Annotated in this window: 7 protein-coding genes; 5 read left to right on the top strand and 2 right to left on the bottom strand. The window is 63.4% G+C overall.

Features of this window, described 5'->3' with window-relative positions; translation table 11 throughout:
- Positions 1-112: 112 nt before the first annotated feature.
- Genes U5A65_RS03320 through U5A65_RS03305 form a run of 4 tightly spaced genes read left to right on the top strand, consistent with a single transcriptional unit; the run spans position 113 to position 9570 of the window.
- Positions 113-793 (top strand): response regulator transcription factor, encoded by a 681-nt coding sequence (locus U5A65_RS03320; protein WP_321908252.1) that lies wholly within the window; start codon positions 113-115, stop codon positions 791-793.
- Entirely contained in the window at positions 790-5814 is a 5025-nt protein-coding gene (locus tag U5A65_RS03315) for an AAA family ATPase (RefSeq protein WP_321945471.1), read from the top strand. Before U5A65_RS03320 ends, U5A65_RS03315 begins: the two co-directional genes overlap by 4 nt.
- Positions 5792-8428 carry a PAS domain S-box protein gene (locus tag U5A65_RS03310; RefSeq protein ID WP_321945470.1) on the top strand — a complete coding sequence of 879 codons (2637 nt, stop codon included), beginning with the start codon at positions 5792-5794 and terminating at the stop codon, positions 8426-8428. The genes U5A65_RS03315 and U5A65_RS03310 overlap by 23 nt, the downstream gene beginning before the upstream one ends.
- Positions 8425-9570 (top strand): hybrid sensor histidine kinase/response regulator, encoded by a 1146-nt coding sequence (locus U5A65_RS03305; RefSeq protein WP_321945469.1) that lies wholly within the window; start codon positions 8425-8427, stop codon positions 9568-9570. The genes U5A65_RS03310 and U5A65_RS03305 overlap by 4 nt, the downstream gene beginning before the upstream one ends.
- Here U5A65_RS03305 and U5A65_RS03300 read toward each other — a convergent pair.
- Positions 9567-12536: an ATP-binding protein gene (locus tag U5A65_RS03300; protein ID WP_321945468.1), complete on the bottom strand. Its 2970-nt coding sequence runs from the start codon at positions 12534-12536 to the stop codon at positions 9567-9569. The genes U5A65_RS03305 and U5A65_RS03300 overlap by 4 nt on opposite strands.
- A 604-nt stretch (positions 12537-13140) precedes the next feature.
- A complete protein-coding gene (locus U5A65_RS03295) occupies positions 13141-14046 on the bottom strand; it encodes a LysR family transcriptional regulator (protein ID WP_321945467.1) in 906 nt (301 codons plus the stop codon).
- A 101-nt stretch (positions 14047-14147) separates the two neighbouring features.
- On the opposite strand from U5A65_RS03295, the gene U5A65_RS03290 reads away from it, so the two are divergent.
- A complete protein-coding gene (locus U5A65_RS03290; protein WP_321945466.1) occupies positions 14148-14813 on the top strand; it encodes a DsbA family oxidoreductase in 666 nt (221 codons plus the stop codon).
- Positions 14814-14859: the final 46 nt, after the last annotated feature.

Here is a 14859-nt window from a genome sequence, read left to right as displayed (position 1 = left end):
GGACGGATAATTAGAGGCAGGGTGGCGGAGGCAAGGAGGATCGGGCTTCGCACGAGCAGCGGCGCCGCGCCGCGACCGTTTTGGCGGCTGTCTGGAACCGCGAGTGGCTGGAATGAAGATCTTGTTAGTGGAAGACAATGTGCAGGTGGCCGGCTTTCTGAGGAAGGGCCTTGCGGAAGCAGGCCATGTGGTCGACTTCGCCGACAACGGCCGGGACGGCATGTTTCTAGCCATGGGCGGCGCATACGACGCGATTATTCTGGATCGCATGCTGCCGGGCGGCGTCGACGGCCTCAGCATTGTGTCGGCGCTGAGAGCGACGGGGAGCAAGACGCCGGTGCTGATCCTGAGCGCGCTCGATGCTGTCGACGAGCGCATTCGCGGGCTGAAGGCCGGCGGCGACGACTACGTGGTCAAGCCCTTCGCTTTCGGAGAGGTGCTCGCGAGGCTCGAGGTGCTCATGCGCCGTTCGCAGAGCGACGTGCTCGAAACGACGCTCAAGGTGGGCGACCTGAGCATCGATCTGCTTTCCCGAAGGGTGATGCGTGCGGGCAAGGCGATCAGCCTGAAGCCACGCGAGTTCAAGCTGCTCGAGTACATGATGCGGCATGCCGATCAGGTCGTGACGCGCACCATGCTGCTGGAGAATATCTGGGAGTATCACTTCGATCCGCAGACCAACGTGATCGACGTGCATGTCAGCAAGCTCCGGCAAAAGATCGATGCGGGCTTCGAGCGTTCGCTTCTGCGCACCGTACGAAACTCCGGGTACATGCTTTCGGCCGACACATGACCGACGCGCCAGCCTTCACGAATCCAGAAGACGCGAACGTCCAAACGTTGTGGGACGACGGCACGCTCGTCCTTTCGCGCATCAAGGCGCGGGGCGCGGCGAAAACCCGGCTCGCCGTGCGTCCGTCTGCCAGCCAGCCATCGGCGGAAGCCCTGTCGTTGCTCGAGCACGCCAACCGGCTGCGCTCGCGGCTCGATAGTCCGCGCTTCGCGCAGCCGCAGGCGCTTGTGCGGGAGAGCCGGCGCACTACGCTCTTTCTCGACGATCCGGGCGGCAGTGTTCTCTCGTCCATGCAGACGCATCGTCTGCCGCACAGCCAGGTTCTTTCGATCGCGGCCAGCGCGGCGGCGGCGCTCGACGCTTTGCATGTACGCGGTTTGATCCATCACGACATCCGGACTGCTCACCTGCTCGTCAACGCGAAAACTGGCGGGGTGGCGTTGACCGGATTCGGGTTGACCGCCGCGGCCGAAGCCGAAACTTCCACCGAGGGCGAGAGCAGTCGCCCGCCGGTTCTGTTCACCGACGCGCTTCCCTTCGTTGCGCCGGAGCGAACCGGACTGCTCAACCGGCGGCCCGATGCGCGCTCCGACCTGTACTCGCTGGGTGTCGTGATCTTCTGGATGTTCACGGGCCGCTTCCCCTGGCTGGCCAGTTCCGCGGCGGAGTGGCTGCACTGCCATACGGCGAGAAAGCCCATTTCGCTCAAGGAGTGCGCGCCCGAGATTCCCGAACCCGTCGCCGCCATCGTCGACCGGCTGCTGGCGAAGGCTGCAGAGGACAGGTACCAGACCGCCCGAGGCGTGGAGCACGACTTGCGGCTGTGCGCCGTGCAGAGCCTGCGCGGGGCGCCTATCGAACCTTTTGAGCTGGGCGCGGCCGACGTGGCTGACCGCTTGCTCATGCCCGGGCGCCTGTACGGGCGCGAGATGCAAGTGCGGGCGCTGACCGACGCGTTCGAGCGTGTCGTTCGCGACGGCTTGCCGGAATGCGTTCTGGTGTCCGGCTACTCGGGCATCGGGAAATCGTCGCTGGTCGAGGCCTTTCATCGCTCGATGTCCTGCTCGGGCAGCCTGTTCGCTGCCGGTAAGTTCGATCAGTACAAGCGGGATATTCCGTACGCAACGATTGCACAATGCATGGCGGCGCTCGTGCAGCAGATTCTCGACGAAGACGAGCGCGAAATCGGGGCATGGCGGGCGCGCATTCAGGAAGCGCTCGGTTCTCATGGACAACTGATCATTGCTTTGATCCCCGCGCTCGAGCGTCTCGTCGGTGCGCAACCGCCGGTCGCCGAACTCCCGCCGCAGGACGCCCAGACGCGGTTCGTCGCTGTGCTGACGCGATTCATCGGCGCTTTCGCTTTTCCGGGGCGACCCCTGGTGCTTTTTCTGGACGATCTCCAATGGCTGGACGCCGGCACGATCTCGGTCCTCGAAGCTTTGGGGAAAGGGCAGGAGATCAGGGATCTGCTGCTCATCGGCGCGTTTCGCGACAACGAAGTCGGGCCCGCGCACCCGTTGGCGCGCGTAGTGGGTGCGATGCGCGCGGGGCGGGTTCGCGTTCATGACGTGCTGCTGGCCCCGCTCGCCGTGAGCGACGTGGCAGGCCTCGTGCGAGACGCGACACACGGCGACGCACAACGCACCGCGCCACTCTCGCAGGTCATGTTCGACAAGACGGGCGGGAACCCGTTCTTTGTCGTTCAGTTCCTTCAGGTTCTGGCCGACGAAGGCTTTCTCACATTCGACAAGGCGCGTCACGAGTGGGCATGCAACGCGGATCGGATTGCACAGAGCGCATTCCCCGACAGCGTTGTGGATCTGATGGTCGACAAGCTCGGCCGCCTGCCTGATTCGACGCGCCGTGCGCTGGTGGATTTCGCGTGCCTGGGCGCCTCGGTTTCGACCACGGTGCTTGCGCGCGTGAGCGGTCAGTCGAGCGAAGCGATCGATGCGGCGCTCGCGGAAGCCGCCGCCCAAGGCATTGTGTATCGGCAGCAAGATGGCTACGCATTCGTTCATGACCGGATCCAGGAGGCCGCGTATGCGTTGATGGACGAAGCCGATCGCGCGCCGGCGCATTTGCGCATCGGCACCCTGCTGGACGGCGGCGACGGGGATCCGGAGGTCGAGCGCAATATCTTCGAGATCGTCAACCAGTTCAACCGCGCGATCCACGTCATTGAGGACGTCGATGTACGTATGCGCGTGGCGAGCCTCAACTTGCGCGCGGGCCGCCGTGCGAGGGCTTCGGCAGCCTATGGTTCCGCGCTTGCGTATCTGACGCTAGGAAGCGACATGATCGGCAGCGAAGCATGGCAGACGCACTACCCGGAGAAGTTCTCGTTCGAACTGCTGCGTGCCGAGTGCGAATTCCTCACGGGAAACGCCGCGTTGGCCGAGGAACGTCTGCGAGGTCTGGCAGCGAGCGCTTCGAACTTGCCGCACAAGGCCGCGGTGGCGTTTCTTCGCGTCACGCTGCATACGGCGCTCGATCAGATGCAGGACGCCGTCGAGATCTGTCTCGGCTATCTGCGTGAGGTCGGGATCGACTGGGTTGCACATCCCGAGCGCGCGGCAGCCGTGGCGGAGTACGCGACGCTGCACGACCGGATCGGCGAAAGAACGATCGCCTCCCTCATCGACCTGCCGTTGCTCCAGGACGAAACGCTGGAGGCGACGCTCAATGTGCTGACCGCGGTGTTGCCACCGGCGTTTTTCACCGACGAAAACCTGGTGTGCCTCGTGTTGTCCCGCATGGCGAACCTGAGCATTCGACATGGCAACGCCGACGCGTCGTCTCTCGGCTTTGCCTACCTCGGCATGGTGGCCGGCCCGATCTTCGGCGACTATCGCGCCGGTTTCGAGTTCGGCAGGTTGGGACTGGCACTGGTGGACGAGCGCGGCCTCGCGCGCTTCAGGGCGCGTGTGTACATGTGTTTCGCCTATCACGTGATGCCGTGGACACAGCCCATGCGCACGGGACTGCCGCTGTTGCGCCGGGCGTTCGAAGCGGCGACGCTAAGCGGCGACCTCACCTATATCGGCTTCAGCAGTTGTTGCCTCGTGACGAGTCTGCTTGCCGCCGGCCATTCGCTTGCCGAGGTCGAGGACGAGGCGGTCGAGCGCCTGCGTATCGTTCGCGCCGCGGGTTTCGGGCTGATCGTCGACATCATGACCGCCCAGTTGTCGCTGATTCGCGGGCTGCGGGGGCTGCCGCCGTGGCTCGGTTCCGCCGATGCGGACTATGCAGACGAGGCTTCTCTCGAGCGCCATCTCGAAGGCAATCCCGCGCTCGCCATCGCGGCGTGCTGGTACTGGATACGCCAGATGCAGGCGCACTATTTCGCCGGCGACATCGGGCGCGCGCTGGAGGCGCAAACGCGCGCAGCGCCCTTGTTGTGGACCACGTCGGGACACTTCGAGCTGGCCGAATATCACTTCTTTGGCGCACTGGCGCGTTTGCATTGGCATGACACCCTTGCGCCCGCCGAACAGGCCGCCAACATGACGGCGCTGGCGGAGCATGTCGAGAGACTGCGCGGCTGGTCCCGGCATGCCCCCGCGAACTTTGCTTCGCGTACTGCGTTGGTCGAGGCCGAACTCGCACGCGTAGGCAAGCGCGAGTTCGAAGCGATGCGCTTCTACGAGCAGGCGATCGAGCACGCGCGCTTGCAGCGTCTGCTGCATGTCGAGGGTCTCGCCAACGAGATTGCCGGCCGGTTCTATGCGGCCCATGGGTTTGCAACCATCAGTGTCGTGTACCTGCGCAACGCGCGCCTCGCCTGGTTGAACTGGGGGGCGATGGCGAAGGTCAAGTCGCTCGACGCGCGCTTTCCGGGACTGGTGTCGGAAGACTCGTCGGGAGCGTTGGGCGGGCCGGTAGCGAATCAACTGGAGGTGGAGACGGTTGTTAAGGCATCCCAGGCGATTTCCAGCGAGCGGGTGCTTGAGCGGCTCATGCACACGCTGATGACGATTGTGCTCGAGCACGCCGGCGCCCGGCGTGCCTTACTGATTTTGCCGCACGCGGAACAACTCTGGATCGAGGCGGAGGCCGATGCGATCCACGAGGGCACCACGGTCCATGTAGGCCGCCGCGCCGCCGCGACGGACGCGGTACCGCTCGCCATGCTCCATCACAGCTTGCGCACGCACGAACCGGTGCGGGTGGACGACGCTTCGATGGAGAATCCGTTCGCAGCGGACGAATACTTCAACGGCAGGAATGCGCGCTCGGTGCTGTCATTGCCGCTCGTCAAGCAAGACCGGGTGGTCGGCGTGCTGTACCTCGAGAACGAACTGGCGCCGGGCGTGTTCACGTTCTCGCGGATGGCGGTGCTCAGTCTGCTCGCATCGCAGGCTGCGATATCGATCGAAAATGCCAGCCTGGAAGAGGTCGAGGCGCTCCTCGAGGAAAAGGAAGCCTTGCTGCAAGAAGTGCATCACCGGGTCAAGAACAATCTGCAGTTGATCAGCAGCCTGCTGAATCTCCAGGCCGCGCGCGTCGAAGACAAGGCGACGGCGGAGCGCTTTCTCGACAGCCGGAACCGGGTGCGCTCGATGGCGATGGTTCATGAGAATCTGTACCGCGCCGGGAATTTTGCGCGCATCGACATGGCGTCCCATATCCGGAATCTGTGCGCGCACCTTTCGCGCGTGTATGAATTGAGTCAACTGAACGTGTCCCTCGACGTGCGGGTGGACGACGTGCAGCTCGACATGAACCGGGCGGTGGCGTGCGGCATGATCGTGAACGAACTCGTCTCGAATGCGCTAAAGCACGCATTTCCGGAGGGCCGGCGCGGGCACTTGCGTGTCGAACTGGTGTCGGACGACGAGCGCGGATGCAAGCTCAGCGTATCGGACGATGGCATTGGATTGCCGCCCGATTTTTCCATTGATGAGGCCGAATCGCTCGGCCTGCAGCTCGTTTCCGACCTCGCCCGCCAACTCCATGCTGCGGTTCGGCAGGACCGCGACGCGGGGACAAGCTTTGTCATTCACTTCAAACTCTAGGGACCCAACGGGCTTCGTCATGGCATCCGCGCGCATACTTATCGTGGAAGACGATCGCGTGGTCGCACGCGATATCGGTCAACAGCTCGTGCGCTGCGGGCATACCGTTGCGGCCAGTGTCGCGAGCGGCGAGGAGGCGCTCGTCGTGGCTGCGCGCTCGCCGCTCGACCTCGTCCTCATGGATGTGCGCCTGGAGGGCGAGCTGGACGGTATCGACGCCGCGCGGCGGCTGCGCGAAGCGCATGGACTGCCCATCGTATTTCTCACCGCCTATGCGGACGAGGAGACGGTCCAGCGCGCGACGGTCACCGAGCCGTTCGGGTACGTCCTGAAACCCTTTGAAGATCAGCAGCTGCGCACGGTCGTGGAGATGGCGCTATACAAGCATGCCGCCGAGCGCCGTCTGCGCGAGAGCGAGCAGCGCTATGCGGCCACGCTGGCCAGCATTGGCGACGGGGTGATTGCGACGGACTGCGAATCGCGCATCACGTTGATCAACCCCGTAGCCGAAACATTGACGGGATGGTCCCGGGAGGAGGCCGCCTGCCAGCCGCTCGCGAATGTGCTCGTGCTGATCGACGAGGACACGAACATGCCGCTGGTCGATGTGGGCGCTGCGGTCCTGCGCGAACAGGCTCCCGTTGACTTGCCACCCAAGACCCGGCTGGTTGGCAGGCAGGGGCGCGAAGTACCGGTCGAAACCCGGGTCACGCGGATTGTCGACGATGTTGGGCAGGTTGTCGGTATCGTGCTTGCGATTCGCGACGCGACGGAAACGCGCCGTGCCGCGCAAGCGGAGATCCTGCGTGAGACCAATGAGCGCCTCGGCGCGGCAATGTGGGGGTCGAATGTCGGCGTATGGGAGCTTGAATGCGACGGCGACGACGAACAACATTGGGTGCTGCGATGCTGGAACGTGCGCGAGTGGCTCGGCTACGGCGAGCATGCCGGCGCTCCCAGCTTCGGCCGGTTCATGGCGCTGGTTCATCCCGACGACCGGAAGCGCTTTGAAGAGGCCATCAGAAACCAGTTGCGCAGCGGCGCAGCGCTTGCGGTCGAGCACCGCTTGCTGCACAGCGACGGGGCGTACCGCTGGGTCCTCACGCGCGGCACATCGCGCAAGCATGCCGGCAGCACACCTGTGTGCCTGAGCGGCACGTTGATCGACATTACCGAACTCAAGCGTGCTGAACTGGCATTGCGCGTGAGCGAGGAGCGCTTTCGGGGTACGTTTGAAAATGCCGCAGTCGGGATTGCGCATTGCGGCGCGGACGGGCGATTCCTGCGTGTCAATCAACGCTACTGCGAGATTGTCGGCTATACCCGCGACGAATTGCTCAAGATGACGTTCAGGGACGTCACGGACGCATCGTATCTGCCTGAGAGCGAATCCCGGTTCGGACTGCTGTTCGAGAAGAAGATCCCTCATTATGTCGAAGACAAGCTGCTCATTCGCGGCGACGGAACGCGCGTGTGGGTCAATGTCTGCGTCGCGATGCAATGGGAACCCGGCGAGCAGATCTATCACACAATCGCGGTATTGCAGGACATTACCGAGCGCAGGGCGCTCGAAGCAACGGTGCGCGTGGCGCGAGACGAGGCGCAGGCCGCGAACAAGGCAAAGGATCAATTTCTCGCCAATATCAGCCACGAGTTGCGCACACCGCTGAACGGCATCCTCGGCTATGCACAGATCCTGCGCCATGACGACGGGCTCGGGGCGCGCCAACGATCGCAAGTCGCGGTCATCGAGCAAAGCGGGACGCATCTGCTGACGCTGATAAACGACTTGCTGGAGTTCGCTCGCGCCGGCGCGGGCCGGATCGAACTGCAACCGGCCGATGTGCCGCTCACGCCGTTTCTGGAAATGCTCGCGGAGATGGTCGGCGTGCGCGCGCGGGAGAAAGGACTGACGCAAACCTGCGCGATTGCGCCTTGCTTGCCGGCCGTAATTCGAGTTGACGAAAAGCGCTTGCGCCAGGTGCTGCTCAACCTGCTTTCGAACGCCGTGAAATTCACCGACGAAGGTGCAGTCACATTTACGGTAAGACAGGCCAGCACGGGGGTCCTGCGTTTCGAGGTGTCGGACACGGGCGTGGGTATCCGACCCGACCAGATCGGGCGCGTTTTCCAGCCGTTCGAGCAGGCGGGCGATACCGAGCGACGCAGCGCAGGCGTGGGCCTGGGCCTTTCCATCAGTCAGCATCTCGTCTGGCTCATGGGCAGCGAGATTCATGTGGAGAGCGAACACGGGCGAGGGAGCAGGTTCTGGTTCGATCTCGCGCTAACGGCTCCAGGCGATGGAGGGTGCGCGGCGGATGACGCGGATTGCGCGACGAAGCAGGCTATCGACGGGTCGGCTGACGATCCATCGGGAGAGCCTGACGCGCCCGCGCCACTGGCCGTTCCCTCACACGAGAACATGGAGATCCTGCATCGCCTGGCATTGCGAGGGCAGATGCGAGACGTCATGCGTCACGCCGACGCGCTGCTGGAAAGCGACGGGCGTTACCAGGCATTCGCGCGGCGCATACGCCGGCTCGCGGAAAACTTCGAATCGCGGGAGCTGCTCTCATTCATCGAACGGCATTGGAACGGAAGAGAGCAGGCATGACAGAGAAACTTGAACGCCTTGAGCCGCTCGTTCTGGTTGTCGACGACACGGCTTCGAATCTCGGCCTCGTGGTCGATTTTCTCGAAGGCAACGACCTGCGCGTATCGATTGCCCGTGACGGCGAAGAAGCGCTCAGGCGTGCGGATCTCGTGCATCCGGACCTGATCCTGCTTGACGTGATGATGCCGGGCATGGACGGGTTCGAGGTGTGCCGCAGGCTGAAGGACAATCCGCGAACTCGCGCAGTCCCCGTCATTTTCATGACCTCGCTTTCACAGACGGAAGAGAAGACGACCGGCTTCGAGGTTGGGGCGGTCGATTATGTGACCAAGCCGCTGCAGATGGAGGAACTGCTTGCGCGCGTGAAGACGCATCTGAAACTGGGGCGGCTGCAGAAGGCCCTCACGGAACAGAACGCGCGTCTTCAGGAAGAGGTGCGCAGCCGGGAGGCCGCGCAGAACGCGCTGATCGAAATGATCAATAGCGTGCGCAACACGTCGAATGCGATTGCTCACGATCTTCGAACACCGTTGACCGAACTGCGCTTCAGGATGGAGGCGATGATCCTCGATCTCAAGAAAAAGGTTGATGGCGATACGCTGGAGCGGCTGGACGGCGCGCTGAGCGACATCGACCGTGTCATCGGCATTTTCAACGCGCTCCTGCGCCTCGCGGAGATCGACGCGGGCGTACGCAGGTCGGGTTTTCTGCAGAGCGATGTCGCGCACATCGTCGCCGAGGCCGTGGAGTTTTATCAACCGCTCGCGGAACTGCGTGGGCTCGCGCTGACCCTGAGTGGTCCGGATAGCTTGCCGGCGCTGGTCGATCCATTGTTGCTCGCTCAGGCGATCGGCAATCTCATCGACAACGCGCTGAAGTTTGCGAGCACGCAGGTGCAGGTTTATCTGAGCGGCGCCGACGGCTCGATCGAGGTCGCGGTGATCGACGACGGCCCAGGCGTTCCGGATGCGGAAAAAGCCCGCGTGACCGAGCGCTTTTACCGCAGCGATGCGAGTCGCGGAACGCCCGGAGTCGGACTCGGGCTCGCGCTCGTCAAAGGGGTGGCGACATTGCATCGCGGCACGCTGCAGCTCGAGGACAACGAACCAGGGCTCATCGTGAAGCTGGCGCTGTCGTGCTAGTCGGTGCGGGACAGGTGAGACGGCCGTTGATGCGGTGACGGGCGTGCCGCTACGTGCTTAGCGCTCACCTGAGCACCCGGAGCGCCCGCTGCGCACAGCTTGTGGCGGAGTTGGCCAAGACGCTGGATATCGGGTGCCGGCGAGTTCAGGTCGATAAGGGCATCGAACTGTGCAAGAAGCGCCAGGGCTTGCGCGGCCTCATCTCTTTCGAGGTGATGCGTGGCGAGGTCGAGCGCGGCGCGCAATTTCCAGATCACCGCGCCGTGTTCGCTCGCTAGCGTCATCGCAGCGTTCAGGAAATGGCGTGCTTGCGCTTCGCAACGCGCGCGTTCCTCACGCGCAGAGCCGTCCAGGGCGCGCGCGTGCTGAAGCTCAACCCAGCCTCGGGCGCGCAGCAGTTCGGGCAAAAAGTAATAGTCGCCCTGGGTCTCGCTGCGCGCGATCGCGTCGTCCAGCCTCGCACGAGCCTCCACGAAACGGCGAGCGTTCGCGAGCGTCTCGGCGCTCAACACGATGAACGGGGCAATCACGCGCCGGAAGCCGCGCTTAATGAGCCGCTGCAGGGCAGGCTCGAGCCGCTCGAGCGCGGACACTTTATCGTTCGACTGACGATCGATCTGAACGGACAGACACTCCGCGTAGTCTTCCCAGACCGCGAAGCGGTGAGTCGCCACCTGCGAGCGCAACAGGGCGAGATAGCGCAATGCGGCCTGCGAGTCGCCGCATTGAAGCGCGAGCGGCACAGCCACGGTGGCCAGCAGATGGCTGAGCGTTGGCTCCAGCGTGTCCCGCCGCGCTGGGTTCAGCGAGGCTTGCACATGTTGCATGGCGTGCGCCGGCTTGCCCTGAAGCCAGGCAATGCGAGCGAGCGTGCCGTTGCAGAAGATGAGCGGGTCCACGCCTGGCGTGCCACAGGGCGGCTCCTCCGAGCCGGGTTCGCCGAGCGCCGCAACGGCGAACTCGAGGCGTTCCCGGGCTTGCTCATGCTCGCCGAAGCAGTGGAGCGAAATGGCCAGCATTGCGCTGGCCAGCAGGCGCGTGCTGCGCGATTCGCCATGCTCCGCTATCTGCTGGATGCGGGTGGCGTAACGAATCGATGCGTGAATGTCGGCGATCGACAGTGCGGTGTTCCAGAGGCCCCACAGGGCGCGCATCACGAACGCGTCGTCGCGCGCTGCCTGCGCGAGCCGCAGCACGCGCTGCCAAAGCGATACTGCAGTCTCGACATTTTCGCCCACGTACACGAGCGTGCAAGCGTAGGCTGCGCACAGCCGCATTTCGCAGACAACATCGACAGAGCCTGCCGGCAGGGTGTCGAGGACATCCAGCGCGCGCCGCGCCCGTTCGCAGCATTCATGGACGAGCGCTGCATCGAGCAGCGTGCCGACCAGCGCCCCCGCGAGCGCGACGCCCTGGGCCGGGTCGCCGTTCTCGGAGAAAGCCCAATCGTAGGCGGTGCGCGCGTCGTCGAGAGAAAGACGTGCGTTGAGATCCGCGCCGTGCCGGCTGCCTTGCGCGTGGATAGGGCCGCTCTCCTCAATGCGCTTTTTCATGTAGCGCATGTGCCGCGAAGCGATGACATGCACTTCGCCTTCGTCGCGCAATTTCTCCATCGCGTAGGCACGAGTGCTCTTGGTGAGCCGGTACGTTGCGATTGGACCGTGAAACTCCACGTTCAAAAGCGACTTGGTCGCGAGTTCTCCAAGACTCGATACGACCACTGCAATCGACATGCCGGGCTCCGTGGCGACGGCGCAGACCGCATCGAACGCAAATGCGTCCGTAAAGCAACCGAGGCGGCGAAAGAGAATGCGCGACGGCGCATCGAGCAGCGCGTAGCTCCACTCGAACGTCGCGCGCAAGGTCTGGTGCCGCGGCAGTGCCGAGCGCAGGCCTCCGGTGAGAAGGTCGAGCTGGTGGTCGAGCCGCGAAGCCACGCCTTCGACGCCGAGCGTCGCCACGCGAGCCGCGGCGAGTTCAATGGCGAGTGGCAGGCCGTCGAGTCGCCGGCAGATGTCGGCGGCCAGTGCAATGCTTCTTTCGTCCGCGGCGCAGTCCATGGCGAGTGAGCGGGCACGGCTCAGAAACAGTTCGACCGCTGAATACGCGAGCATTTCCTGCGTTGCCAGCCCGGTCTCGGGTACGGCAAGCGGTTCGAGGCGCAGCACGGATTCAGCGCGAATGTGCAGGGCTTCGCGGCTCGTCACGAGCACGCGTACCGAGGCATTGCGCACGAGCAGCGCCTCCACGAGCCCGGCCGCGACGTCGATCACATGCTCGGCGTTGTCGAGCACGAGCAGACATCCGGATTCGGCGAGGACATCGTATAGCGCGTCCGCGCGGTGCTGCCCATCGCACATGGGCAGCTTCAGCGTGTCAGCCAGGATCGCGAGCACCGCCTCGCTGGAGGACGCTCTGGCAAGCTCCACGAAGCATATTGTCCGACCGCTGCGGCGATGGACTTCGTTGGCGACGTGAAGCGCGAGCGCGGTCTTGCCGATGCCGCCCGCGCCGACGACCGTCGTGACCGGTCCCCGTTCGAGGTGATCGAGCAGTTGTTCGATCTCCGCGGCGCGTCCGATCAGGGGCGTGACGAGCGCAGGGAGTGAGGGAAGCTGAAGTGCGGTTGCGATTGGCGGACGAGTCTCGCCCGTCTCGGCCGCCTCGGACGTTTGGGCGCCCCTGGCAACGAGCAGATAACCTCGCCCCGGTACGGTCTTGATCAGGTCGCGGTCGACGCCGAGCAGCTTGCGCAACGCCGCAATATGCACCTGAAGTCGATTCTCTTCGACGATCTGGCCCGGCCAGACCGCGTCCATGATGTCGTCTTTCGACAGAATGGCGCCATTGGCACGATAGAGGACTTCGAGAATGTCGAAAGCGCGCGCGCCAATTCGCAGCGAAACGCCATTGCGTTGAATGTTTCGCTGATCGAAACTGACCTGCAACGATCCGATCTGAATCATGGTCGTCTCCGGCTGGCGAGATCGTGATTATCTCGATGGCACATCTGATCGGGCGTGGGCAATGAAACGGCGTGGGGTCCTGAATAGCGGGCCAGGTTGGCGCTCCGGATTTGCCGGGACGCGAATGAGCGATGCTCGACATCTTTCGATGCTATGAATCCGCACACATCGAAGTGTAAACAAAGACTAGCGCGACGTCTTGAACAATAGTGCGCAGTGCATGGCTAATAGAGTGTTCTCAAACGCGAGAACGAGCCGATATCGTCCGCTTTGCTGAGAGTCGTGCAGCGCGGCACGCGGCGTTGGTACGCCACTCATTAACCAGGATGGGTGAATGTCCCGCGAAAAAACAGGGGTTCTCGTTACTTGGTGCCATATAACTCGTTTGCTATACGCCAATAATGTTTCACACGCACGAACGATCGAATTGAAGCATGGTGGAATGTGATGTGAGACCGCGCCGCACCCGCTCGGCTTCCGCGCGCAGGGACGGCCACGCCTTTGACGTCTACGGGGCCGTAAGGCCATTCAGAAGCATTAAGAACAATTAAGTCGCATTCCGGTTCGCCCGGTGGGTCATGCGTGCATGATCCGCACGGGAGGTTCACGACTGCAGGTTCGCCGCACCGCTGACCAGTTCGATGAAGGCGCCGATGCGTCTCGATCCGCGCTGGTTCGGCAGATAAAGCGCGGTCACCGCGGACCGGGCGTTGTTCGGGTTGACTTCGTAGTCTTCGAAGAGCTTGGTCAGGCGTCCGCTTTGCACGTCGGCGGCGACGAGCCAGCTCGGGAGCAACGCAATGCCAGCGCCGTTCAGCGCCGCTTCGCGCAGAATTGCCGAGTTGTTGGTCTTCAATCGTCCTGTCACCACGACTTCGGACTGCAAGCCATCATTGCAGAACGTCCATACCTGCCGGTCGGCGCCATAAGAAAAGCGCAGGCACTGGTGCGCGGGTAACTCATCGGGTTTCATTGGTGTGCCGAACTCGCTCAGGTAAGCGTGACTCGCCACGACAAACCGGCTGAAATTTCCGATGTGCCGGCTGATCACGCTGGCGTCTGGCGGCGGCGTGCCGAGGCGAATGGCAAGGTCTATGCGCTCGGACACCAGATCGGCAACCGTGTCGGTCAGTGTGATGTCCAGATCGAGTTTAGGGTAGCGCGACAGAAACGCGCCGAGATGCGGGCTGATGCACTGGCGCGCAAACTCGACAGGCACCGATACCCGCAGCGGACCGGAGGGATCGTCGCCGCGGTCGGTGACGGCGGCGTCGGCTTCGGCGATGTCTTCGAGAATGCGCGCGGCGCGCGAATAATACGTCTTGCCCGCATCGGATAGTGTGACCTGGCGCGTCGTTCTGTTGTGCAGCGCGGTGCCGAGCGTCTCTTCGAGTGCGTCGACGGCACGCGTGACAGACGACGTTGCAAGTTCCAGCTTTCGCGCCGCGCTCGAGAAACCGCCGCTCTGCGCTACCTCGACGAACGCGCGTAGCGCCTGAAGTTTGTCCATCGCTTTGTCTCCGGTGCAACGAAGCGTTGCATGCTGTTCCTATTCTAGCTTTCGACACGCGGCCCTATCTTGTATGCAGCCACATTTGAAGGAGAAACGCGATGGAGCCGCTTGAAATTCGCATCACACACGATTTCATTTGCCCGTGGTGCTGGATTGGTGAAAAGAAGCTCGAGGAAGCCATAACGGCGGAAGGCGCAAGCAAGAACGTCAAGTACGTGTTCATGCCATATGAACTGAATCCGGACATGCCGGAAGAGGGGCGAGACCGGAAGGCCTATCGCACGGCCAAATTTGGCAGTTGGGCCCGCTCGCAGGCCATGGACACGCACGTGAAGGAAGAAGGCCGGCAACATGGGCTGACATTCGACTACGACAAGGTGAAACGCACGCCGAACACGCTGGCGGCGCACCGGCTGGTGTGGTTCGTCCAGTACGAGGGCGGTGACGCGCGCGCATTGGTCAATGCGATTTTCCGCGCCTACTTCACCGAGGGACGTGATATCGGCGATACGGGAGTATTGACGGATATCGCCGAATCAGTGGGGCTCGACAGGGTGCGTGTGAACGACCTGTTCGCATCACAAGACGGCTATGCGCAGGTGTGCAAGCTCGAAGCCGCTTCCGCTCTCGAATCGGTCACCGTCGTGCCGTACGTGAAGCTGGGGCGTGAAGTGGTGAGCGGTGCGCAGCCGGTGCCTGTGTTTCGTCGCGCGTTGCGCGCAGCCGCGGATAGCGAGGTCGGAGCCGGCCTAAGCGCTTCGTAGCGCGTCATGCAGAGCGCACGGGTTTCCCCGCGCGCTCGACTCAACT

This window comes from Paraburkholderia sp. J10-1, assembly GCF_905220165.1.
GTDB lineage: Bacteria > Pseudomonadota > Gammaproteobacteria > Burkholderiales > Burkholderiaceae > Paraburkholderia.
The sequence above is the reverse complement of the archived record's forward strand: the minus strand, read 5'-3'. Positions and strand labels throughout refer to the sequence as shown.

What these genes read in the sequence shown, in the direction of transcription:
- U5A65_RS03305 (WP_321945469.1), top strand. Translation starts at nt 8,425, where the DNA reads ATGACAGAGAAACTTGAACGCCTTGAGCCGCTCGTTCTGGTTGTCGAC.
- U5A65_RS03320 (WP_321908252.1), top strand. Translation starts at nt 113, where the DNA reads ATGAAGATCTTGTTAGTGGAAGACAATGTGCAGGTGGCCGGCTTTCTG.
- U5A65_RS03300 (WP_321945468.1), bottom strand. Translation starts at nt 12,536, where the DNA reads ATGATTCAGATCGGATCGTTGCAGGTCAGTTTCGATCAGCGAAACATT.
- U5A65_RS03295 (WP_321945467.1), bottom strand. Translation starts at nt 14,046, where the DNA reads ATGGACAAACTTCAGGCGCTACGCGCGTTCGTCGAGGTAGCGCAGAGC.
- U5A65_RS03290 (WP_321945466.1), top strand. Translation starts at nt 14,148, where the DNA reads ATGGAGCCGCTTGAAATTCGCATCACACACGATTTCATTTGCCCGTGG.
- U5A65_RS03315 (WP_321945471.1), top strand. Translation starts at nt 790, where the DNA reads ATGACCGACGCGCCAGCCTTCACGAATCCAGAAGACGCGAACGTCCAA.